This is a genomic window from Rhodococcus opacus B4, from assembly GCF_000010805.1.
GTDB lineage: Bacteria > Actinomycetota > Actinomycetes > Mycobacteriales > Mycobacteriaceae > Rhodococcus_F > Rhodococcus_F opacus_C.
This window is the reverse complement of record NC_012522.1, coordinates 2,304,249-2,325,663: the sequence shown is the minus strand read 5'-3', so window position 1 is coordinate 2,325,663 and position 21,415 is coordinate 2,304,249. Positions and strand designations below refer to the sequence as shown.

The window sequence follows — 21,415 nt, the reverse complement described above, 5'->3', positions numbered from 1 at the left end:
GTTGGTGACGGTCCACCTCGTTCCGGGGCAGAACGCCCCGCTGCCGTCGCGCGTACTGCGTTTCCGCGCAGTCGACGCGACGCCGGTCGACGTCTCGGCGTTGATCGTGGACGGCGATCTCCGGGCGCTGTCCTCGGATCATTTCGTGTTCTACAACCAGCGGCGTGCCGCCGGCGTGGAACTCGACGCGGACGGCACGGTCCGGCTGCGACTGGACGAGGTGGATGCCGCCGCGGCGGGCGTGCTCTGCGTGGTCAGTGTCGATCCGGCCTCGCCGAGCGGTCCGGCGACGCTGGCTCGCGCGGGCCTGTCTGCCACGCTCGCCGACGAAAGTGACCGTACCGTGGTCGTTTTCGACGTCCCGCTCGCCGGTTCCGAGGCGGCCGCGATCTGCCTGGAGATCTACCGCCGCGGCACCGACTGGAAGGTGCGCGCCGTCGGGCAGGGGTACGACGGCGGCCTGGCCGAACTGATCACCCGGCACGGCGTCGAGGTCGACGAACCCGCCGCAGACGTTCCGCCGGTGCCCGGTCCCGCGCAGATCCCGCTCGATCCGGCCCACTCGTTCGAGCGAGCGTGGATGATATTCGAGGACGCCGCCCGGTCGGCGGCCTCGTTCCGATCGTCCCGCGACTACGCGCAGACGCGGCTGGACGACGAACTGTCCGCGTCCGTGGCCGACCCATTTACGCGCAACAGTCCGGCCGTCGCGCAGTCGCAGGCCCGGGCGCAGGAGCGGTCCGATGCCCTCGTCGCCGAGGCGCAACGCAAATTCGACGGCGAGACTTCGCAACTCGCCGAAGAACTCCGCGTCATCGACCCGCTGTTGCCGCGGTCGCTGGCCACGTTCGAGTCGGCTGCCTGGACGAGCCCGGTCACGAGTAGCGCGGTGACCGACGGTCTGAGGCTCGGCGAGTTGTCCGCACCGGACCTCGGCGAGCTGCGGGTCCCGTTCTGCGTTCACTACCCCTTGGGGCGTCCCCTCTGGATCGTCGGCGATCCGGCCGAAGCCGCACCGGTGGTCGCGGCGCTGGCGGCGCGCATGCTGGTGGCATCCCCCACGTCGGCGCAACGGCTGGAGGTCGTCGACCTCAGCGGCTCGCTGCGCACGTTCACCGAACCCCTCGGTGCGCTGCTGGCGTCGCCCGTCGTGTCCGCGGCCTCCGACATCACCGCCCGGCTCACCGCGCTGTCCGAGAGCGTCGACCTCGCAGAAATGGCGGCCCGCAGCGGAATCCGCGACAACCTGCCGGAACCGCGTCTGGTGATCCTCGGCGACTTCCCGCACGGGTACGGCGCCGAGGACGCGGCACGGATCGTGCACCTCGCCGACCACGGCCCCGCGGTCGGGACTTCGCTGATCATCGTCGGCGACAGCGCCGGTGCCGCTTCGGATCCGGGAGTCGCGGTGCTCGAACGCATCGCCCAACAGGTTCCGACGTCGGGGATCCTCACCGTCTCCGACCCGTGGACGGGCAACGACTGGATCCTCACCCCGGACCGGCTCCCCGACCACCCGCTCCACCGGGCATCGGTGCTGGACTCGCTGACCGGGCATGGAAAGTGAGCGCACAGTGACACGTCTTTCCCGCGGCGAGAACGCCGAGATCGCCTGTGTGCGGACGAGCATCGGGGTTGCCGGCGCCCGCCGGGGCGAGGTCGACCTGATGGTATTCCAGCTCGGCACGAACGGACGGGTGCGGTCCGACGACGACTTCGTCTTCTTCAACAACCCCCGCTCGCCCGAGGGGGCCGTGCAACTGGTGGCGGCAGACGGCGTCGACATCGATCTCGCGGCAGTGCCTCCAGACGTCGACAAGCTCAGCATCGCCGTCGCGCTCGACGACTCAGTGCCCGGCAGTCTCGCCGATCGCGTCGGACTGGGCGTGGTGATCGAGAACTCCGGGGTGTCGCTGGGGGCGGACGCGTCAGGGCTGAGCACCGAGCGTGCTGCCGTGCTCGTCGAGGTATATCGGCGTGGTTCCGGGTGGAAGGTGCGGAACGTCTCGGCAGGATGGGACGGCGGACTCGCCGTCCTCGTCACCGAACACGGCGTGGACGTCGCGGATTCCGACTCCGACTCCGAAGTTGCGGTGCGGACCGTCCCGGACGAGCTCGGGCTGACGTTCGAGAAGCGGCAGAAGCTCGACATGCGCAAGCGTGAAGTCGCGAAGGTGTTGCTGCACAAGGGTGCAGGTGAGGCGCGCGCCCGGGTCGTTCTGGTGATCGACAAGACGGGCAGCATGCGACGCCAGTACTCGACCCGGGCGATCAACCGAGTGGTCGAGCGGATGGTGCCCGTGGCCACGCAAATCGACGACGACGGTCGCCTCGAACCGTATCTCTACGCCAAGAACTTCGCTCGCCTGCCCGACATCGCGGTGCACGAGGTCGACACGTGGTGCGAGACGTTCCTTCATCTCGGCGGTGTCCACGGCGGAATCGACTACAAGGCGATCGGCGGCTACAACGACGAACTGCCGATCATGACCGACATCGTCTCCGGTCTGCCGCCGCGGGGCGGGACACCCACCCTCGTGCTGTTCTTCACCGACGGCGGATTCCAGCAGCGAGCCAAGATCAGCGAACTCATGCGCCGGGCGTCGAGCCGGAGTCACTCGTCCGGCAGTTCCACCCCGAGTTCGCGCGCCTTCGCGGCGACGGCGTCCGGGAAGACGTTGCGGAACAGGAACAGGTCCTGTCCGATCACCCAGCCGGGCGCGAGTTCGGTGGCGTACCGCTCGAAGTAGCCGAGTTGCTTTCCGAACAGGACGAGCTCCTCAGGGCTCGCGACACCCCATTTCTTGCCGATGCCGACCAGGGCCATGATCAGTTCGCTGAGCCGCAGTTCGCCGAGGTCCCGGCCCAGCAGGGGTGCGAGGGCGGCGGCCACCTGGAGGCCGATCTCGTCGTCGGAGGCGTCGTTGTCCTGCGCGTAGCCGAGGCTGCGGATGCCGCGAGCCATGCGGGAGAAGTCGCCGTCGATCAGGGTCGCGTAGAACATGTCGCGCAGGATCTGCCGCCACGAGTCGGGTAGCTCGCCGACGATGCCGAAGTCGAGCATCGCGATGCGGCCGTCGTCGAGGACCCACAGGTTGCCGGCGTGCACGTCGCCGTGGAACGGGCCGTGCAGGATGACGGACTCGATCCACACCTTGACGCCGCGGCGGATCAGCATGCGGGTGTCCATGTGGACGAGGTCGGGGAACCGGTCGAGCGGCAGCCCGTACATGCGTTCCATGCAGATGACGTGCGGACCGCAGTAGTCCCAGTACACCTCCGGGGTGGTGACGCCCTTGTTGTCGCCGAACGCCCCGATGTTCGTCCTGAACCGGGACTGTCGGTCGGCCTCCACCGCGCTGTTGAGTTCGGTCATCGTCGCCGCGTGGAGATCACGGATGATCGCGGTGGCGTTGGCGATGCGGAAGAACTCGAAGAGTTTCTCGAGGATCCGCGCACCCCAGTACGCGGTGCGCAGGTCCACCACCATGCGGCGGAAGATGTCGGGGCGTTGGACCTTGATGACGGCCTCCCGGCCGTCGGGGAGCACGCAGCCGTGCACCTGGGCAACGGAAGCGGCGGCGAGGGGCGCGTCGTCGAACGACGCGAACAGCGCGTCGACGGGATGGCCCAGATCTGCCTCGATCACCCGGCGGGCCTCGTGCGCGGGCACCGGCGGTACGTCGTCGAGACACCGCAGGCAGGCGTTGGCCAGCGGGGCGGGGAACACGCCGGAAGACGACGCCATCAGCTGCCCGACCTTGACGAATGTCGGGCCGAGTACCTCGAAACCGTTGACCAGGCCCTCCGACGCCGCATCCGCAAGGGTGCGGCCGCGACGCCGGACGGGCCAGGTGACCAGCGCGAGCAGCGTGTAGGCGACGACAACCACGCCGATGACCAGCGCCCGCCACAACTCAGCCGCGCGGAAACGGTCGAGTGTCGCGGAATGCACGGTCAGGGCTGCAGGTGGCGGCCCCGAAGCGTATGGGCCGACCGGACGTGGCGTTGGCTCGTGCACAGTTCCTACCTTGCGTTCAGTCCTGCCTGCCGTTCAGAAGGGGACCATACCCCGACCGTTTCGGCGACCCCCTTTCAGTATGCGGTACCCGCCATCACACCATTTCGTTAGCGGAGCTCAGAGTCCTAGCGCGCCTGCGAGTTCCCGCAGGGCAGGCACCGGATCGTCGCCGGCGGGGAGCACCTGAATGGCGACGTGATCGGCGCCCGCGTCCAGATGCTCGCGGAGGCGGCCGGCGATGTAGGGGGCGTCGCCGTGGGCGGCGAGGGCGTCGATCAGGTCGTCGCTGCCGCCGTTCTCGATCTGCTCGTCGGTGTACCCGAGCCGCTTCAGGTTGTTGACGTAATTGCGCAGGTGCAGGTACGGATTCTCGACGGCCGCACGTCCGATCGGACGCGCACGTTCCGCGTCGGTGTCCAGCACGACCTTCTGCTCCGGTGCGATCACCGGTCCGGGGCCGAGCAGCTCACGGGCTTCCTTGGTGTGCTGTGGTGTGGTCAGGTACGGGTGGGCGCCTGCGGCGCGGGCCGCGGACAGTTCGAGAACCTTCGGGCCGAGCGCGGCGAGGACGCGTCGTCCCGCCGGGACCCCGGCAGCGTCGAGGATGTCGAGATACTCCACGAGCGCGGCGTACGGCTTGCTGTAGTTCAGGCCGGGCTGCTCGGGATGGCCGACACCGATGCCGAGGAGGAAGCGCCCCGGATGGCGGTCCTCGAGCCGGTGGAACGAGGTCGCGATGTCCTCGGCGGGTGCGGTCCAGATGTTCACGATGCCGGTCGCGACGGTGATCGTGGAGGTCGCGTCCAGCAGGCGTTCGGCGACGTCGAGGTCGGCCGGCGGCGAGCCGCCGATCCAGATCGCACCGTAACCTGCCGATTCGATCGCCGCACCCACTTCGGGTGCCAATCCGCCGGCGTGACGCCAGACGCCGAACTGTCCGAGCTGTGGTGTTTCTGCTGTGGTCTCCGTCATGAGGCGTGCAACCTTCGCTCGCGGGCATTCATTCCGTCATTTCAGATCTGATGCAGCCACGACCGGAACAGCAGTGCCCCCGCGACGGCGAGGACGAGTGCGACGGGAACAGCCCATGCGGGACCGCCATTGCCGAGCAGGCGCCGGGTGAGTCCGATCTGAAGTACGGCGATGCCCCGCAGGATCCACACGGCGACCGGCACGAGAAGCAGACCGAGCACAAGGTGCACCAGCCAGGCGCCCACGAGCGTCGGACCACCCCAGCTGTGCTGGTAGGAACCGTCGGTGATCAGCCCATAGAACAGTCCGCGGAACGCGGCGATCACGCTCAGGGCCACGACAAACCATGCGACCGTCCCGACCAGGAGCGACAGCACGGAATGCGTGAGCACGCGCACCGGCGACGATGGACGCGACTGGTCGGGCCGCTGGTCGGCGGCTTCGAGCTGCCACCGTATTGCCCACCGGTGCTGCCCGGTCGCGGCCGCGCCGAGTGCGACGAGGCCGGCGGGAAACGCCCTCAGTGCGAAAAGGGCACTGCGCGCGGAGTCGGTGGTGTCGATCAGCTGCCGGGCGCCCGGTACTCGGCGTCGCGGCGTACCGCGTCGTCCACCTGCTCCGGTGTCAGCAGCGCCACCGATTCCGACCGTGCCGCCCCGGAGGCGGTGGTGCGGATGCCGAGAGCGGCGGCGGCCACGTCGTCGGGCACGTCACCGATCACGAACAGATCCCGGCCACCCAGTGCGAAGTAGCAGGATTCGACTGTGCCCCCGACGCTTTCGACCATCTGGGTGATCGCGTCGCGTCGTGCGGTGCCGCCGTCGGTGAGCAGTCCTTTCGCGCCTTCGGGTGAGTACGTGACCTGCCAGAGATATCTCGGCATCGGTGCCTCCTCGATTGTGGGGTCTTCCCATGGTTCTCCCGGGACGGGCCACATGCAATAGGTTCCGGCGCTAGGGTCGGGAGATGGCGCAGGCCCGAGTCGGCATCTCCGGCTGGACGTATCCCGGGTGGCGCGGCGACTTCTACCCGGAAGGCCTGGCGCATCGCAGGGAGTTGGCCTACGCCGCGGGGCGTTTGACGTCGATCGAGATCAACGGATCCTTCTACGCGTTGCAGCGGCCGAAAAGTTATGCGAAGTGGCGTGACGAGACACCGGAGGGTTTCGTGTTCGCCGTCAAGGGCGGTCGCTACATCACGCACATGAAGCGGCTGATCGGTGTCGAGGCGGCGCTGGCGAATTTCTTCGCCTCCGGCGTGCTCGCGTTGGGCGCCAAGCTCGGACCGCTGCTGTGGCAACTGCCCCCGACACTCGCGTTCGATTCGACGAGTCTCGCAGCGTTCCTGGAGCTGTTGCCGCGGACGACCTCCGAGGCCGCGACGCTCGCAGCGCAGCACGACGACAAGCTCACCGAAGACCGGGCGTGGACCGACACCGACGCCGACCGCCCCGTCCGTCACGCGCTCGAGGTTCGCCACCACAGCTTCGAGGCGGAGGAGGCGAAGGAGTTGCTCCGCGCGCACGACGTCGCGTTCGTCGTCGCCGACACGGCGGGCCGGTACCCATTCGTGGAGGCGGTCACGAGCGATTTCGTCTACCTCCGGTTGCACGGGGACAAGGAACTGTATGCGAGCGGTTACACCGACGATGCCCTCGACGAGTGGGCGCGCAAGATCGAGCGCCTGCTCGGGCAGGGCCTCGACTGCTTCGCCTACTTCGACAACGACATGAAGGGGTACGCGCCGTTCGACGCGCTGCGGCTGATCGAGCGGCTGCGATGACTGTCGGTGGGCCGTGATTCAGTAGCCTCGGTTCGACGGATACGAGAAGAGGATCTACCGGATGTGGCCCACTCACTGGCCTGCAGTTGCGCGTGACATCGCCGAAGCGCTGGACGTCGCCATCGTCGCGGCGCGGGCGTCGGATGCGGCGGCGCTGACCGAGGCGACCGAGGACCTGGCCGCCCTGCCCGCGGGGCAGGTCGGCGCGGTGCTGGCGGGGATGATCCGGGAACTCCTCGAGACGCTGCACCCGGACGGACTGACCGGGGAGGACGTGCAGGACGTGCTCACTCGATGCGTGCGGGCGTCGGCGGTGTGGTTCCCGGCCGTGGACGTCGACTCGCTGGTCACCGTGCTGACCGGCGCGCTCGGTGTGGCGGACGTCGAGGAGAACCCGCGCAGGCCCGAGTGTGCCGTGGATGCCGCGATCCTGGTAATCGCCGATCTCCTGAATGCGGCGGAGGTGCCCGCCGACGGCTACGTCCGCCGGGCGCTCGACGAGATCGCGCGAGCGGAAACCGTGGAGATGCCCTGATTCAGAGTTCGGTGCGGATGTGGTCGGCGAGCCGATCGATCTGCTCCTCGTTGCGGCGGTAGTGGGTCCACTGGCCGATCCGATGACTGGTGACGAGGCCGGCGCTCTGCAGGGCTGCCATGTATTGCGACGCGGTCGACTGGGAGACCTCGGCCCGTGCCTGAATGTGCTTCAGGCATACGCCCACTTCTTCTGCGGGTTCGAGTTGTGGGGGGAAGCTGCCGGGGTCCTTCAGCCATTGCAGGATGCGCACGCGGGTGGGGTTCGACAGTGCCTTGAAGACCAGGGCGAGGTTGTTCGGGTCCGGATGTTCACTCACGGAATCCAGCATACCGCCATATCGCGATTTTCCGATATGTGTGCTTCACTCAAGGTATCGTAATTTCGCGATATACCGATAGGAGTGAGTGATGGCGAAGCGAAGAGTGGCAGTGGTCGTCGGTGCGCGTGGTGTGATCGGCGGCAATCTGATCGACCATCTCGAGGCCACCGGGGAGTGGGATGTCATCGGACTGTCCCGTCGGGGCGGGACCGACACCGACCGGGTGCGGCACATCGCAGTCGACCTGCTCGACGAGCGCGACGCCGCGGGGAAGCTGGGCGAACTGCGCGAAGTGACGCACATCTTCTACGCCGCCTACCAGGACCGACCGTCGTGGGCGGAGCTCGTCGCTCCCAACGTCGCGATGCTCGTCAATACCGTGAATGCGCTCGAACCGGTGGCGGCCGGACTCGAGCACATCAGCCTGATGCAGGGATACAAGGTCTACGGCGCCCACCTCGGACCGTTCAAGACGCCGGCGCGCGAGACCGATCCGCCCCACATGCCGCCCGAGTTCAACGTGGACCAGCAGCAGTTCCTCGAGGACCGTCAGCGCGGCAAGCGCTGGACCTGGTCCGCGATCCGACCCTCGGTCGTGTGCGGATTCGCGCTCGGGAACCCGATGAACCTCGCGCTCGTGATCGCCGTCTACGCCACGATGTCGAAGGAACTCGGAGTGCCGCTTCGCTTTCCGGGCAAGCCCGGTGCCTACACGAGTCTGCTCGAGATGACCGACGCGGGACTGCTGGCCGAGGCGACGGTCTGGGCCGCCACCACTCCCGAGTGCGCCAACCGGGCGTTCAACATCAACAACGGGGATCTGTTCCGGTGGGACGAGATGCTGCCGAAGATCGCCGAGTTCTTCGAACTGGACGTCGCACCGCCGCTGCCGATGTCGATGGACGTCGTCATGGCGGACAAGGAACCGGTGTGGAACGACCTGGTAGCCAAACACGGACTGGCACCGACGCCGTACTCGGACGTCTCGTCGTGGGCATTCGGCGACTTCGTCTTCGGCTGGGACTACGACGTCATCGCGGACGGATCGAAGGCGCGGAGGTTCGGTTTCCACCGCCACGTCGAGACCGAGCGGATGTTCCTCGACATCTTCCGCGACCTTCGGGCGCGGAAGATCATTCCCTGAGGCGGACTACGGGCGACGTCCGGATTCGACGTTTGCGGCGATCCGCCGGAGCAATCCGGCCAGCACCGCGCATTCGTCCTCGTTCAGTCCCTCGAGAAATTGACGATCGCGTTCGACGCGCTGCGGGAACTCGGTGTCGACGAGTGTCCGTCCGGCCTCGGTCAGATGGAGCAGCACGACGCGGCCATCTCGTTCGAAGGGCAGTCGTTCCACCAGTCCCAGCCTGCCCAGGCGATCGACGTGCTTGGTGGTGGAGGCGCCGCTGAGCATGGTCACGGCGGTGACCTCGCTGGCTCGCAGCGGCCGATCGCTGCGGGCGAGCACGCACAGGACGTCGAACTCGGCGCGCGAGACCCCGCTTGCGTCCAGCGCGCGGTCGAGTTGCTGCAGGGCCTGGGATCCGATCCGGGTGATGCGGCCCATCACTTCGATCGGTGACGTGTCCACTTCGGGATGGGTCTCCGCCCATTCGCGTCGTACGCGATCGGTGAAGTCCTCATCCGGACGTGGGGCAGGGCTCATGAAAACCATCGTAGCGACCAACTTCACACTATTTCATAACTATTTTACTAGTGAAGTATACGGTACGCTCAGGTCATGCAGGCTTCCCCTCGATACGCACCCGACCTCAGCCGGCTCCAGCACTCCCGTGAGGCGCTGGCCCATTCCGTGGCGCCGTCGACGTGGCGCCGTGCCTTCGAGGTCCGCACGGCGGATGCCACCATCGCTCCCGCCCTTCGGGTGGGTGCGGCAACGGCGCTGGTGCTGGTGATCGGCGGCCTGCTCGGCCACGGCAACCTCGCGGGTTTCGCGGCGCTCGGTGCGCTGACCGCCGCGTTCGGCCGATACGAGCCGTATCCCCGGCTCGCCCGCAAGACGGGTCTCGTCGGCCTCGCGCTCGTCGTCTTCGTCGCCGGCGGGGCGCTGCTCGGTGCCGCGGGGCTGTCGCTCTGGTGGCAGATCGCGGTCATGGCCGTGGCGTCGGGGATCGCCGCGTGGCTGCTGGCGGCGTTCCGGATCGCCGGCCCCGGGCCCGTCATCCTGATCTTCGCGGCCACTGCCGCAGTGGGACACGCGACCACGCTCGCGGACCTCGCACCGGCCGTGGTGGCCGTGGCCATCGGCGTCGTCGTGGGCTGGCTCGCCGCCATGACGCCCGGTCTGTTCGTGCCCCTCGGTCCGGCCCGGCTGGCCGTGGCGCGGGCACTCGCCGCCGTCGCGGAACTCGGGCGTGTACACGACGACGCTGCAATCGCGGCCGCACGCAAGGCGATCGACAACGCGCGAGACGTGATCGCACACAGCGGCCGGGCCCGGGACGGGCACTCCCACCAGTTGTTCGCGCTGCTCGCCGAAGCGGACACGGTGGTCGATCGGTGGGCGCGCGAACGCGACCACGACACCCTGCGTGCCCTGGTCGATCACGAGTCGGAACTCCGTAAGGTCAAGCGCCGCAGCGACCTTTCCGCTTTCGGCGCGGAAACCGTGGCACTGCCGAATCCGGCAGGATTTCTTGCGGAGGGGCTCCGGGGGTTGCGGTCACGAGAGGGGATCGTCAACGCGGCCCGCATCGCAGCGGCCGCCGCGCTGGCCGGATGGATCTGTATGGCAGTGGGATTGGAACATCCGCTGTGGGCGTCGATGGGCGCGATGGCTGCGATGCAGGGGTTCAACTTCAGCCAGACCGTGCAGCGGGGGATTCAACGCGTCGTCGGCAACGTGGCGGGCGCCGTTCTCGCCGCGGGGCTGATCGCCGCGGCGATGGGGTACTGGCAGACCGTCGTGGTGATCGTGGTGCTGCAGACCGTGACCGAGCTGGTGGTCATCAAGAACTACGCGTTCGCGTCCGTCGCCATCACGCCCATGGCGCTGCTGTTGACGGGTCTCGGCTCGGCGGTGGCGCCGGACATCGCGGTGAGCCGTGTCGTCGACACGCTCGTCGGGGTGGTGGTCGGCGTGATCGTCTCGGCGGTCGCGATCAGCCGGACCGACCGGCATCACATGTCCTGAGGAAGCTCAGATTCCGGTCGCGGAGACGTACCCGGCGAACCCGATCGCGCACGCGCCCACGCAGAGGATCGCCGTGCCGCACGCCACCGGCCACGCCACGGTGCGGCGCGAGAGGCGTGCGATCGTGACCACACCGCCCACGGCGGTGACCAGCGCGGCGACCGCGAGTGCAACACAGACCGAGATCCACGCGTTCTCGGCGCTGCAGGTCTCGGGCGGGCAGTAGTCCAGGAACAGCAGCCAGAACAAGCCCGCCACCGCCGAGATGCTGGCGACCGTCACCGCGAGGACGAGCGCGGCGGCCGAGATCGCGACGTCCCATCCGTTCGGTCGATCGCCCCCCGCTCGCGGGTGATTCCATGGCTGTGGCAGAGGCCCCCCTGGCTGCATTCCCGTCACAGTACAGCGGTCTCCGGGAAGATCGGCGGCGGCAGCGGGACCCCGTCCGGGCGCAATCCGGCGAGGAACACCGCGATCAGCCGCGGAACCAGATTGGCCGTCGTGTCCTCGAACATCAGCACGTGCGGCCTGGTCAGCATCGCGATTCCCATGATGATCTCGAGCGGCACGATGTCTTCGCGGAGGAGCCCGAGCGCCTGGAGCCGGTGAATGAGCTCGGTGACCGTCGACTTCGTCTGCTCCCGCGTCTCGCGCACGTCGGGCGGCAGTTCGTCGAGGCTGTTGACCAGCGCGGGCACCAGTGCGCCCATCCGCAGTTCGACCACCGCCTCGATGAACCGTCGCCACGCCGCCTCGGGTTCGTCCCCGCACTCGTCCAGAGCCCGGACTGCAAGTTCGCGGACCTCGGCCAGGGTCGTCCGGGCGACGGCGTGGGCAAGGTCGTCCCGGCTCGGGAAATTCCGGTACAGGGTGGCGATCCCGACGCCGGCCTGCGCGGCGATGGCGTCGAGCGGGGCGTCGTGCCCGCGGTCGGCGAACACCGCACGGGCCGCCTTGATCAGGGTGTTGCGGCGTTCCAGGGCGTCGGCTCGCATCGGTAGTCCTTTCGCGTTTGACAACCCAGCATAACCGGAGGAATATTCTCCACAAGTACTGGAGGAATTTCCTCCACTTAGTTGAAGGGGAGTCCGATGAGCACTGCGGATACCGGGACGCTCGACCCGCGCGTCGAACCCGCCGGGCAGTCGAGCAATGGCCCGTCCGATCCTGTGAAGATGATCGCCGTCGTGCTGGGACTCACCGCCGTGATCGCCGTGATGCTGCTGGCGTTCGCGTTGCCGGCCGTCCACAGCGGCCCGCACGACCTGCGCCTGGGCGTCGCCGGACCCGACGCGGCGGTCACCCGGATCGACGCCGCGCTCGACGCAGGCCGCCCGGGGGCGTTCGCCACCGAGCGGTTCGCCGACGCCGAGGCGGTCCGGACGGCGATCGAGCACCGGGAGGTGGTCGGCGGAATCGTCGCGACACCGGAGGGCATGAAGGTCCTGTCCGCCGGCGCGGGCGGCGCGCCCATCGCACAGACGATGAACGGTCTCGCGGCGGGGATGAGCACGATTGCGGGACAGCCTGTTCCGGTCGAGGACGTCGTGCCACTGACGGCCGACGACCCCGCCGGAGCAGGCCTCGGCGGTTTGGCGCTTCCGCTGGTCTTCGGCGGCATGATCCCCGCGCTCGTGCTGGTGCGACTGTTCCCGCACAGCGTCAAGGGCAGAGTGGCGGGTGCGGTGCTCTTCGCCGTGAGCGCCGGACTGGTGTTGACGGCAATTCTGCAGTTCGGACTCGGAAGCGTCGACGGCGACTACTGGACGACGTCCGGTGCCGTCGTCCTGGGAATCGCGGCCATCTCCCTGACCGTCCTCGGGCTCGAATCGGTCCTGGGTATAGCGGGGTTCGCGCTCGGAGCGGTGACGATGATGTTCCTCGCCAACCCGCTGTCGGGACTGGCGACCTCCGCGGCGTGGCTGCCCTCGGGGTGGGGCGCGTTCGGTCAGCTCCTGCCGCCCGGGGCGGCGGGAACCGTGGTGCGCTCGACGGCGTTCTTCGACGGACACGGAGCCGGTGCGGGCCTGCTCGTGCTGACCTGCTGGATCCTGTTCGGGCTCGGCCTGTGCATCCTGTCCGGACTGCGTGCGCGGCGCGCCGCTCGAGAACCGGCCCACGTCTGACGCTGTGGTTTGATGGCGGCATGGGGGAAAGACGGATCGTCCGCCGGCTGGTCGGCATCGGAGCGGGCCTCGGCGCGCTCGCGGTCCTCGTCGTCGCGGCCTCGACGGTGTGGATCTCACGTGAGGCGTCGGGCCACGTCTACGACGTCGAGGACGCACCCGAAGCGCCCGTGGTCATCGTTCTCGGTGCGCAGGTGCGGGATGGTAAACCCCAGGAGTATCTGGCCGGGCGCCTCGACGTCGCCGTCCGGCTCGTTCGGGACGGGCGGGCGCGGGCGGTGCTCGTCTCCGGCGACGGCAACGGCAGATCCGGTGACGAGATCGCGGCGATGACGGACTACCTGGTGGAAAACGGCATCGACCGCAGCAAGATCGTCGGCGACCGGTACGGGCTCGACACCTACGACACGTGCGCGCGGGCCGTCCAGACATACGGAGTGACCAAGGCGCTGATCGTCACTCAGGGTTTCCACGTCCCCCGCGCGGTCGCACTGTGCCGCGGCGCCGGGATCGACGTCGCCGGAGTCAATGCCCGCTGCGAATGCCGCCCGATCACGATGGCCAGGAACACCGTGCGCGAATCGCTCGCCCGGCCGAAGGCAGTCCTCGACCTGCTGTCCGGGCGTGATCCGGTGGTGGTCTCCGAACCGGAGGATTCGCTCGGCAAGGCCCTTGCCGCGGGGGACTGACGTCGAACCGCCGCGGTGGGGAGGGGCCCGTCGGTAGGCTTCTCTCCGTCGATCGGGAGGCTGACGATGGTTGGTGCACGACCGGATCCCGGTCCGCGTGAAGTCCGGAAATGGCGCCGCTACCTCGCCGACGAACGCGCCGAGGCGGCCGTCTACCGTGATCTCGCGAGACGCCGGACCGGTGAGGAACGCGAGATTCTGCTGGCGCTCGCCGACGCGGAAGGGCGGCACGAGGCGCACTGGCGCGCACTGCTGGGTGAGCACGTCGGTAAGCCGGTGCGCGGCGACATCCGCACGCGCATCCTCGGGGTGCTGGCCCGGCGCTTCGGATCGGTGTTCGTGCTCGCCCTCGCGCAGCGCGCGGAGACCCGGTCGCCGTACCCGACGGACGTCGACGCCACCGAAGCGATGGGCGCGGACGAGCGGATCCACGAAGAGGTGGTGCGGGCGCTGGCGGCGCGCGGGCGAAATCGCCTGTCCGGCACTTTCCGGGCCGCCGTCTTCGGTGCCAACGACGGTCTGGTCAGCAATCTCGCCCTCGTGCTCGGCATCAGCGGAAGCGGCGTCGACAATTCCATCGTCCTGCTGACCGGGCTCGCCGGTCTGCTCGCGGGCGCGCTGTCGATGGGCGCGGGCGAGTACGTCTCCGTGCGGTCGCAGCGCGAACTGCTCGAGGCGTCGGCGCCGGGGGCGGGGGCCCGCGAGGCGGTGCCGCTCCTCGACGTCGATGCGAACGAACTCGCACTCGTGTACCGGGCGCGGGGCATGCCCGCGGACGACGCCGAGAAACGCGCGGCCGACGTGCTGCGGAGAGCCGCTGCGCCCGAGCCTGTTTCGGGTAGGGAGGCCGTCGACGAGCACGAGGCCATCGGCACCGGACTCGGCGCGGCCGCCGCGAGCTTCTGCTTCTTCGCGTCCGGCGCGGTGATCCCCGTGCTGCCCTACCTTTTCGGCATGGAAGGCACCGCCGCGCTCGTGGTCGCGGCCGTCCTCGTCGGCATCGCACTGCTCGGGACCGGCCTGGTGGTGGGGCTGCTGTCGGGCGGGCCGCCGGTGAAACGGGCGTTACGCCAGTTGGCAATCGGGTACGGCGCCGCCGCTGCCACCTATCTGCTGGGCATGCTGTTCGGGACGGGCTGAGCGGCCACGCACGGGCGCGAAGCGCCAATCGGGACGCAAATGTTACCGCCAGGTATGGCGTGTGGTAACCGGCGACCGCCGACGAGCGATGTTATGTTCCCCTCGCCGGGTGTGGCCGGATTTGACGGAGGGGTCGGGGATGTCGAAGAGGTGGGTCGCGTCGGTTGCGGCCGTGGCGATCGGTTCGGGCATGATCGCCTACTCCAACCAGAACGCCGCCGTCGCGGAACCCGAACCGGTATCCAACGGACTCCCCGGCAGCGGACCCTGCGCGAGCGAGGTGTCGAACGAGACGCACTCGCTCATCCCGGACAAACTCGAGCTCCCGATCCCGTATCCCAAGATCACGACGGTGCCGTACCCCGCCCCGGTCACCGACCCCGTCCGTGTGTCGCAGGCGTTGCCCGCCGACACGTGCACCGATCCGTGCCCCGATCTCACCGACGAGACCGACCACGCCCCGGGAAATTTGTCGAGTGAGCTGAACATTCCGGACATCAGCGTGAAGTTCACGCCCTTCCACTTCGGCATTCCCGTCCCCGGCGCCGACATCCAGTTGCCCCCGCCGCCACCCCTCGTGCACCCCGCGACCGAGGAGGCGCCGCGAAGCCCGGCGCCGGCCACGCCGAAGATCGGCGACGTGACCCGCGTCGCCAAGGTGACCGGGGCCGGCTCCGTCAGCCGCACCGACAAGCGCTACCAGGTCAACGGCACCGACCTCGGCATCATGTGGGAGAGCGCCCCCGACCAGGTCGCCGTCGCGTTCGGTGACACCGTCGGCAAGGGATTCCAGCCGCCCGGCGGCCAGGGCGAAGACTGGCGCAGCAACGTCCTCGGTTTCAGCTCGGACCGCAACCTGTCCGACGGCATGAGCCTCGACAGCATGGTCCAGGACAGCCGGTGTCACGCGGCGGAACTGCTCGACAGCCGCAAACTCGACAACATCGAGATCACCACCATCCCGACGTCGGGATTCGCCGTGGGGAATCGGCAGTACATGAGCTACATGTCGATCCGCACCTGGAACAGCATCCCCGCCACGTGGTGGACGAACTACGGCGGCATCGCCTACTCGGACGACGGTGGATCGACGTGGACCAAGGACCCGTACGCGAAGTGGGACAACATCTTCGGGGTCACCAAGTTCCAGGTCGCGTCGATGGTCCCGGCCGGCGACTTCGTGTACATGTTCGGCACCCCCAACACACGGCTCGGCGCCATCGGTCTGGCGCGCGTCCCGGCCGCCGACGTGCTGAACACGTCCGCGTACCAGTACTGGCAGAACGGCAACTGGACGCCGGTCGGCGGGTACACGGAGGCGACACCGATCGTGGACGCCCCCGCCGCCGAACTGTCCGTGCGTTACGAGCAGGCCACCGGCAAGTGGCAGATGGCCTACCTCGACACGTCCAAGGCGGCCATCGTGCTCCGTGAGTCCGACTCACCGCAGGGCGTCTGGTCCGGCGGGGCGCCGATGGTCAGCGCCGCCGAATACCCGGAACTGTACGGCGGCTTCATCCACCCGTGGTCCAGCGGCGACGAATTGTACTTCACCATGTCGACGTGGTCGGACTACAACGTCTTCCTGATGAAGGCGGAAACAGGCTAGCGCCCGTGCGCCTTTCTGGTTGTTCCAGCAACCAGAAAGGCGCACGGGCCCGGAGGGCCTACAGCAGGCCGTGCCGGGGCGGGACGGTGCCCGACAGCGTCCACCGGCCGATGTGCTGAATCTTCCACCGCGTGGGGTCGTGCAGGGTGTGGGTGCGGGCGTCGCGCCAGTACCGCGACAGGTTGGACGATTCCGACGCACTGCGGGTGCCGCCGAGTTCGAAGAGCACGCTCGACGCCTCGAGGGATGCGCGGGCGGCGGCGACCTTGGCCGCGGCGGCGTCGATCGAGGCGACCGCGGCGCTCAGGTCGGTGAGGTCACGCCGCGCTGCGTCGATGCTGCGCGCACCCTCCCGGAGAAGGGCGGTGGCGGACCGGACGCCCACCGCCGCCTCACCGGCCAGCTGGATCAGCAGGGGGTCGTCGACGGCGTCGGTGACATCGGCCTCGAAATAGGGCCTCGCCCGGCGTGCCTGCCGCACGCCCTCGTTCAGGGCTGCCTCGGCGATCCCGGCGTCGAGGGCGGCGTGCAGGATCTGGGCCTGCGAACCATAGGTGGTGGGTGCGTCGAAGATGGGGGAGAACGGCACGACGTGGAACGCGGGTACTCGGACGGCGTCGAGGGTGACGGTTCCGCTCGCGGTGGTCTTCTGCCCCATGCCGTCCCAGTCGTCGACGATCGACAGCCCGTCGGCCGTCCGGGGTAGGTAGGCGACGGCCTTGGCGGGTTTCCCCGCCGGCGTGGTCGTCCCCGGTAGGGTGGCCCGCACCGCGATCCAGTCGGCGAACAGGGCGCCCGTGCTGTAGAACTTGCGACCGTCGACGACGAAGTCTTCGCCCTCCTGCACCAGGGTCGTGTCGTCGATGTCGATCGTCTTCGTTCCGCGCTCGCTCTGGGCGTTGGCGAACTGCCGGCCCGCCAGCACCTCGGAGTAGAAGAACTCCTGCTGCGCCCGGGTGCCCTGCCGGCGCAGCACTTCCAGGAATGTGTAGTGGCTGTGCGGAATCTGCGCGATGCTCGGATCGCCCGCGGCGAGAAGCCGGAACACCTCGGCGAGGGTCTCGGTGCGCGCGTCGATGCCGCCGTACTCGACGGGAACGCCGAGCGTGAGGAGCCCGGATGCGGCGAGCGCGCGGACCTGCTCGTACGGCAGGTGCCGCCCGGAGTCACGAGCGGCTGCCTCCTCGGCGAACTGCGTGGCGAGATCGGCGGCGACGGCGAGGGCCTCGGCCTCGTCGCTGATGCGGTGGGCGTTCTGGACGGCAGTCATGGTTCTCCGGAGGTCGGTGATGCGGACGCACCGAATCCGGCCACCGTCGACGGCGGCCGGACTCGGGTTTCGGAATCTCTAGGTGTACCAGGTGGGTTCGGGGAGTTCGCCGGTCAGCAGGTGACCGCCCACCTCGCGACGCTTGTACGCGACGGGATCGTGCAGGGTGTGCGTCCGCACGTTCCGCCAGAAGATGTCGAGGCCGACCGTGTTGGACGTGGCACGCGCACCGGTCAGTTCGAACACCTTGGTGCCGATCTCGAGGGCGACGTCGGCGGCCCGGATCTTGGCCGCGGCGATGCGCACCGCGAGATCGCCGCGTGCCTGTTCGGTGAGGTTCTCCCGCGCGTCGTGGAGCACCCCGTTCGCCTCGAGGTTCACCTGATCGACGAATGCTTCGGCCGCCCACAGTTTCGACTGCAGGTCGCCGTAGCCCTCGCGCAGGTACCACTCGTCGGTCGCGAGTTCCTTGTCGTCGCCGCCGTACGGCCACGGACGGGTCCGGGTGCGGGTGTACTCGGCAGCGGTGTCGAGTGCGCCGCGGGCGATGCCGACGTAGAAGTTGGCGAACACGATCTCGAGCGCCGGGAAGTTCAGCGTGTTGTAGACGAGGGGCTGGAACTCCTTGTCCACGAATCCGGCTGCCCCGGACCAGTCCACCTCGACGTCGTTGATCTCGACCGACCCGGAGTCGGTGAGGCGTTGCCCGAGATTGTCCCAGTCACCGCGGAACACGATGCCGTCCTGCGCCGTCGGCACGATCGCGAACACGTGCGTCGCGGTGCCCTCGATGATGCCCTCGAGCACGGTGAGATCGGTGGCGCGACCACCCGTCGAGAACGATTTCACCCCGTTGTAGACGAGAGTGTCGCCGCGGTCGACGATCGTGAGGTCGGTGTCGCGCGGGTTGACCGCCCCACCGAACAGGAAGCGGTTGCTCGTGTACAACTCCTCGACGGCGCCGATCTGCGGTTCGGTGCCCACGAGTCGCACGGCCCACGCCCACAGGTAGTGGTAGCCGAGCAACTGTCCGATGGATCCGTCGCCGCGCGCGATCTCGCGGACCACCTGGTAGGCGGTCTCCCACCGCTGTCCGGCGCCGCCGAATTCGGTCGGTCCGAGCAGGGTGACGAGTCCGCTGTCCTTGAGGAGCCGGACCTCCTCGAACGGTGCGCCGCCGGCGCGGTCGCGTGCGACGGCGTCGCGAGCGAGAATTGCGCTCACCTCACGCGCACGCGTGATCCAGCCGTCGGCGGTGGCCGGGGCGTCCGACCAGATCTTCTCTTCGGTGATGACGGTCATGCCTTGTCTCCCTCTGCGCTCGGTGCGGTGCCGATGGCCCACACGTAGACGGGTTCGGTTCCGTTGATCTCGAAGTCGCCGACCACCTTGGCCTTGAACACCACAGGGTTGTGGCTGGCGACCGTGCGTGCATTTCTCCAGAAGCGGTCGAGGTCCCAGTCGCGGCTCACCCCGGACGCGCCGAGCGCGTCGAAGATCTTGGCGGTGGCGGGGACGACGATTGCGGTGGCGGAGATCTGGCCCTGGGCCGATGCGATCTCGGCCGCGATGTTGGCGGACTTCTCCTCGTCCGGACTGCCGGTGAAGGCGGCCTCGTAGGCCCACTGCACGGGCTCGGCCGCGTGCAGTGCGATCGCCTCGGCGGCGTGCGCGGCGGCCGACACCTCGCCGACCACCTGCTGGATCTGCGCGTCCTGCGCGTAGGTGGGGGCGTTGCCGTGGCTGAACGTGCGGGTGCGGGCCGCGACCCGGCGGGCGATCGCGTCCGTCGCGGCCCGCGCGATTCCGGCAAGGGTGGCGAGGTGGAACAACTGGTAGAACGCGGTCTGATACTTGAATCGGGTGGAGAAGTCGAAGATGTTCTCCGGCGAGACGATTGCATTCTCGTACGTCGACGTGCCGGAGCCGGTGGTCTGCTGGCCGAAACCGTTCCAGTCGTCGCTGTGGGTGACGGCCGGCTGACGCGCCTCGACCGCGGCGATCACGAAGGCGCCGGTGTCGGTGCGCTGCGAGTACAGGTCGATCCAGTCGGCGAAGATCGACCCGGTGCTGTAGTACTTCGTGCCGTTCGCGACAAAGTGGGTCTCGCCGGGGACGGGGGACACCTTGGTGTTCGCCTCACCGAGCGGGACGTCGCCGATCTCGGTCCACGCGTTGCCGACGAGCTGACCGTCCGCGAATCTTCGAAGCCAAGTGTCGCGGTCGGGGCCGTCCGCGGCCACCAGCCGGTCCTCGACGAACGCGAAATGTCCGCGCAGTGCCTGCGTGATGTTGGAATCCGCCGCGGACAGTTCGACGAGCAGCCGGAACAGCTGGGGGATGCTCGCGCCCGACCCGCCGTGCGATCTCGGCACCCGCACCGCCCCGAAACCGGCCCGTTTCAGGGCGTCGATCTGCTCGTAGGGGAGGACGTGGTCGCGTTCGCGTTCCACCACACCCTGGGCGATGTCGGCGAAGATCGGACGGAACTTGGTGGCGAGCGCGTCGTAGTCGGTTTCGCTCGCGATGGGCTGTGCAACTCTTCGTTCCTGTACGGCTGTCATGCCGTCGAACCTCACACCGTCCCGCGAGCCGGGTGAAGGGTTGGACGCGCGCTGATTGGAAGGGTGGGCGGCTGCGGGGCGAACGGGTTCCATGCTCGGTATGTCAACCGAACACATCGCTGAGCAGATCAAGTTCGCCTACTGGGTGCCCAACGTCAGTGGCGGGCTGGTCACGTCCGACATCGAACAGCGGACCAGCTGGGATTACGAGTACAACAAGAAGCTCGCCCAGACCGCGGAGAACAACGGTTTCGAGTACGCGCTCAGCCAGGTCCGGTACGAGGCCAGCTACGGGGCCGAGTTCCAGCACGAATCGACCAGCTTCAGCCTCGCACTGCTGCTGGCCACCGAACGGCTGAAGGTGATTGCCGCGGTCCACCCGGGACTGTGGCAGCCCGCGGTGCTGGCGAAGCTGGGCGCCACCGCCGACCACCTCTCGAACGGCCGGTTCGCCGTCAACGTCGTGAGCGGCTGGTTCAAGGACGAATTCACCCACCTCGGGGAGCCGTGGCTCGAGCACGACGAGCGGTACCGGCGCAGCGCCGAGTTCCTGCAGGTGCTCCGCAAGATCTGGACCGAGGACGACGTCGACTTCCGCGGCGACTTCTACCGCATCCATGACTTCACGCTCGAGCCGAAGCCGCTGAACACGCCCGACCGTCCGAACCCCGAACTGTTCCAGGGCGGCAATTCCGCCGCCGCACGGCGGAACGCGGGCCGGTACTCCGACTGGTACTTCAGCAACGGCAAGGACTACGACGGCGTCACGGAACAGATCGTCGACGTGCGACAGGTGGCGCGTGAGCACAACCGGGAGGTGAAGTTCGGGCTCAACGGATTCATCATTGCCCGCGACACCGAGAAGGAAGCGCGCGACACCCTCCGCGAAATCATCGAGAAGGCGAACAAGCCTGCGGTCGAGGGATTCAGGTCCGCCGTCCAGCAGGCCGGGGCGTCCACCGCCGACAAGTCGGGGATGTGGGCGGACTCCACGTTCGAGGATCTCGTCCAGTACAACGACGGATTCCGTTCCCAGTTGATCGGGACGCCGGAGCAGATCGCCGAGCGCATCGTCGAATACCGGCGTCGCGGAGTCGACCTCATCCTGGGCGGGTTCCTGCACTTCCAGGAGGAGATCGAGTACTTCGGCGCCAACGTCCTGCCGCTGGTCCGCGAACTCGAGGCGTCGGGGTCGGGCGACCGGACTCTCGTCGAGGTGTAGGCGCTCCGC

Annotated in this window: 21 protein-coding genes and 1 pseudogene; 11 read left to right on the top strand and 11 right to left on the bottom strand. The window is 68.4% G+C overall.

Annotated features, from left to right (window positions below):
* The first annotated feature begins 4 nt into the window (after positions 1-4).
* Together ROP_RS10790 and ROP_RS41040 are read left to right on the top strand one after the other, a co-directional pair.
* A complete protein-coding gene (locus ROP_RS10790) occupies positions 5-1,567 on the top strand; it encodes a TerD family protein (RefSeq protein WP_012689371.1) in 1,563 nt (520 codons plus the stop codon).
* A pseudogene (locus ROP_RS41040) lies at positions 1,557-2,600 on the top strand (VWA domain-containing protein); the annotation flags it as partial. The gene ROP_RS10790 and the pseudogene ROP_RS41040, both read left to right, overlap by 11 nt.
* A gap of 14 nt (positions 2,601-2,614) precedes the next feature.
* Here ROP_RS41040 and ROP_RS10780 read toward each other — a convergent pair.
* The 4 genes from ROP_RS10780 to ROP_RS10765 all read right to left on the bottom strand — a co-directional run bounded on the left by ROP_RS10780 (position 2,615) and on the right by ROP_RS10765 (position 5,876).
* Complete coding sequence (locus tag ROP_RS10780) at positions 2,615-4,021, bottom strand: ABC1 kinase family protein (protein WP_012689369.1); 1,407 nt, start codon at positions 4,019-4,021, stop codon at positions 2,615-2,617.
* A 117-nt stretch (positions 4,022-4,138) separates the two neighbouring features.
* Positions 4,139-4,993, bottom strand: a complete 855-nt coding sequence (locus tag ROP_RS10775; RefSeq protein WP_012689368.1) for an LLM class F420-dependent oxidoreductase — start codon at positions 4,991-4,993, stop codon at positions 4,139-4,141.
* A gap of 41 nt (positions 4,994-5,034) precedes the next feature.
* A complete protein-coding gene (locus ROP_RS10770; protein ID WP_231868882.1) occupies positions 5,035-5,385 on the bottom strand; it encodes a hypothetical protein in 351 nt (116 codons plus the stop codon).
* Between the two features lie 170 nt (positions 5,386-5,555).
* Positions 5,556-5,876, bottom strand: a complete 321-nt coding sequence (locus tag ROP_RS10765; protein ID WP_012689366.1) for a GYD domain-containing protein — start codon at positions 5,874-5,876, stop codon at positions 5,556-5,558.
* A gap of 83 nt (positions 5,877-5,959) precedes the next feature.
* Here ROP_RS10765 and ROP_RS10760 point away from each other — a divergent pair, with 83 nt between their 5' ends.
* Both ROP_RS10760 and ROP_RS10755 read left to right on the top strand, forming a co-directional pair.
* The gene (locus ROP_RS10760) at positions 5,960-6,775 is read left to right on the top strand and encodes a DUF72 domain-containing protein (RefSeq protein ID WP_012689365.1); all 816 of its coding nucleotides are present in this window, start codon (positions 5,960-5,962) and stop codon (positions 6,773-6,775) included.
* A 61-nt stretch (positions 6,776-6,836) separates the two neighbouring features.
* Positions 6,837-7,310, top strand: a complete 474-nt coding sequence (locus ROP_RS10755; protein ID WP_012689364.1) for a hypothetical protein — start codon at positions 6,837-6,839, stop codon at positions 7,308-7,310.
* A gap of 1 nt (position 7,311) precedes the next feature.
* Here the strand turns inward: ROP_RS10755 and ROP_RS10750 are convergent, their stop codons facing one another.
* A complete protein-coding gene (locus ROP_RS10750; RefSeq protein ID WP_043826435.1) occupies positions 7,312-7,629 on the bottom strand; it encodes an ArsR/SmtB family transcription factor in 318 nt (105 codons plus the stop codon).
* 91 nt (positions 7,630-7,720) lie between these two features.
* On the opposite strand from ROP_RS10750, the gene ROP_RS10745 reads away from it, so the two are divergent.
* On the top strand, positions 7,721-8,776 hold the full coding sequence (locus tag ROP_RS10745; RefSeq protein ID WP_419789294.1) for an SDR family oxidoreductase: 1,056 nt from the start codon (positions 7,721-7,723) through the stop codon (positions 8,774-8,776).
* 6 nt (positions 8,777-8,782) lie between these two features.
* Here the strand turns inward: ROP_RS10745 and ROP_RS10740 are convergent, their stop codons facing one another.
* Complete coding sequence (locus ROP_RS10740) at positions 8,783-9,307, bottom strand: MarR family winged helix-turn-helix transcriptional regulator (protein WP_043824563.1); 525 nt, start codon at positions 9,305-9,307, stop codon at positions 8,783-8,785.
* 66 nt (positions 9,308-9,373) lie between these two features.
* Here ROP_RS10740 and ROP_RS10735 point away from each other — a divergent pair, with 66 nt between their 5' ends.
* Complete coding sequence (locus ROP_RS10735) at positions 9,374-10,786, top strand: FUSC family protein (RefSeq protein ID WP_012689360.1); 1,413 nt, start codon at positions 9,374-9,376, stop codon at positions 10,784-10,786.
* 6 nt (positions 10,787-10,792) lie between these two features.
* On the opposite strand, the gene ROP_RS10730 is transcribed toward ROP_RS10735, so the two are convergent.
* The gene (locus tag ROP_RS10730; RefSeq protein ID WP_231868881.1) at positions 10,793-11,068 is read right to left on the bottom strand and encodes a hypothetical protein; all 276 of its coding nucleotides are present in this window, start codon (positions 11,066-11,068) and stop codon (positions 10,793-10,795) included.
* Between the two features lie 113 nt (positions 11,069-11,181).
* Positions 11,182-11,781 (bottom strand): TetR/AcrR family transcriptional regulator, encoded by a 600-nt coding sequence (locus ROP_RS10725; protein ID WP_012689358.1) that lies wholly within the window; start codon positions 11,779-11,781, stop codon positions 11,182-11,184.
* Between the two features lie 96 nt (positions 11,782-11,877).
* Between ROP_RS10725 and ROP_RS10720 the strand changes: the two genes are divergently transcribed.
* From ROP_RS10720 to ROP_RS10705, 4 genes are all read left to right on the top strand, one after another.
* On the top strand, positions 11,878-12,912 hold the full coding sequence (locus ROP_RS10720) for a hypothetical protein (RefSeq protein ID WP_012689357.1): 1,035 nt from the start codon (positions 11,878-11,880) through the stop codon (positions 12,910-12,912).
* Positions 12,913-12,932: 20 nt separating this feature from the next.
* Positions 12,933-13,601, top strand: a complete 669-nt coding sequence (locus tag ROP_RS10715; protein WP_012689356.1) for a SanA/YdcF family protein — start codon at positions 12,933-12,935, stop codon at positions 13,599-13,601.
* 66 nt (positions 13,602-13,667) lie between these two features.
* The gene (locus tag ROP_RS10710; RefSeq protein ID WP_012689355.1) at positions 13,668-14,741 is read left to right on the top strand and encodes a VIT1/CCC1 transporter family protein; all 1,074 of its coding nucleotides are present in this window, start codon (positions 13,668-13,670) and stop codon (positions 14,739-14,741) included.
* Between the two features lie 139 nt (positions 14,742-14,880).
* Positions 14,881-16,350, top strand: coding sequence for a DUF4185 domain-containing protein (locus tag ROP_RS10705; RefSeq protein ID WP_012689354.1), 1,470 nt, complete (start codon positions 14,881-14,883; stop codon positions 16,348-16,350).
* 58 nt (positions 16,351-16,408) lie between these two features.
* Here the strand turns inward: ROP_RS10705 and ROP_RS10700 are convergent, their stop codons facing one another.
* The 3 genes from ROP_RS10700 to ROP_RS10690 form a co-directional block, all read right to left on the bottom strand.
* Positions 16,409-17,620, bottom strand: a complete 1,212-nt coding sequence (locus tag ROP_RS10700) for an SfnB family sulfur acquisition oxidoreductase (protein ID WP_012689353.1) — start codon at positions 17,618-17,620, stop codon at positions 16,409-16,411.
* 78 nt (positions 17,621-17,698) lie between these two features.
* Positions 17,699-18,922 (bottom strand): acyl-CoA dehydrogenase family protein, encoded by a 1,224-nt coding sequence (locus ROP_RS10695; protein ID WP_012689352.1) that lies wholly within the window; start codon positions 18,920-18,922, stop codon positions 17,699-17,701.
* Positions 18,919-20,184, bottom strand: a complete 1,266-nt coding sequence (locus ROP_RS10690; protein ID WP_012689351.1) for an acyl-CoA dehydrogenase family protein — start codon at positions 20,182-20,184, stop codon at positions 18,919-18,921. The genes ROP_RS10695 and ROP_RS10690 overlap by 4 nt, the downstream gene beginning before the upstream one ends.
* Before the next feature lie 100 nt (positions 20,185-20,284).
* Here ROP_RS10690 and sfnG point away from each other — a divergent pair, with 100 nt between their 5' ends.
* Entirely contained in the window at positions 20,285-21,406 is a 1,122-nt protein-coding gene (sfnG, locus tag ROP_RS10685) for a dimethylsulfone monooxygenase SfnG (RefSeq protein ID WP_012689350.1), read from the top strand.
* The last annotated feature ends 9 nt before the right edge of the window (positions 21,407-21,415 follow it).

What these genes read in the sequence shown, in the direction of transcription:
- ROP_RS10775 (WP_012689368.1), bottom strand. Translation starts at nt 4,993, where the DNA reads ATGACGGAGACCACAGCAGAAACACCACAGCTCGGACAGTTCGGCGTC.
- ROP_RS10765 (WP_012689366.1), bottom strand. Translation starts at nt 5,876, where the DNA reads ATGCCGAGATATCTCTGGCAGGTCACGTACTCACCCGAAGGCGCGAAA.
- ROP_RS10760 (WP_012689365.1), top strand. Translation starts at nt 5,960, where the DNA reads ATGGCGCAGGCCCGAGTCGGCATCTCCGGCTGGACGTATCCCGGGTGG.
- ROP_RS10755 (WP_012689364.1), top strand. Translation starts at nt 6,837, where the DNA reads ATGTGGCCCACTCACTGGCCTGCAGTTGCGCGTGACATCGCCGAAGCG.
- ROP_RS10745 (WP_419789294.1), top strand. Translation starts at nt 7,721, where the DNA reads ATGGCGAAGCGAAGAGTGGCAGTGGTCGTCGGTGCGCGTGGTGTGATC.
- ROP_RS10740 (WP_043824563.1), bottom strand. Translation starts at nt 9,307, where the DNA reads ATGGTTTTCATGAGCCCTGCCCCACGTCCGGATGAGGACTTCACCGAT.
- ROP_RS10735 (WP_012689360.1), top strand. Translation starts at nt 9,374, where the DNA reads ATGCAGGCTTCCCCTCGATACGCACCCGACCTCAGCCGGCTCCAGCAC.
- ROP_RS10725 (WP_012689358.1), bottom strand. Translation starts at nt 11,781, where the DNA reads ATGCGAGCCGACGCCCTGGAACGCCGCAACACCCTGATCAAGGCGGCC.
- ROP_RS10720 (WP_012689357.1), top strand. Translation starts at nt 11,878, where the DNA reads ATGAGCACTGCGGATACCGGGACGCTCGACCCGCGCGTCGAACCCGCC.
- ROP_RS10715 (WP_012689356.1), top strand. Translation starts at nt 12,933, where the DNA reads ATGGGGGAAAGACGGATCGTCCGCCGGCTGGTCGGCATCGGAGCGGGC.
- ROP_RS10710 (WP_012689355.1), top strand. Translation starts at nt 13,668, where the DNA reads ATGGTTGGTGCACGACCGGATCCCGGTCCGCGTGAAGTCCGGAAATGG.
- ROP_RS10705 (WP_012689354.1), top strand. Translation starts at nt 14,881, where the DNA reads ATGTCGAAGAGGTGGGTCGCGTCGGTTGCGGCCGTGGCGATCGGTTCG.
- ROP_RS10700 (WP_012689353.1), bottom strand. Translation starts at nt 17,620, where the DNA reads ATGACTGCCGTCCAGAACGCCCACCGCATCAGCGACGAGGCCGAGGCC.
- ROP_RS10695 (WP_012689352.1), bottom strand. Translation starts at nt 18,922, where the DNA reads ATGACCGTCATCACCGAAGAGAAGATCTGGTCGGACGCCCCGGCCACC.
- ROP_RS10690 (WP_012689351.1), bottom strand. Translation starts at nt 20,184, where the DNA reads ATGACAGCCGTACAGGAACGAAGAGTTGCACAGCCCATCGCGAGCGAA.
- sfnG (WP_012689350.1), top strand. Translation starts at nt 20,285, where the DNA reads ATGTCAACCGAACACATCGCTGAGCAGATCAAGTTCGCCTACTGGGTG.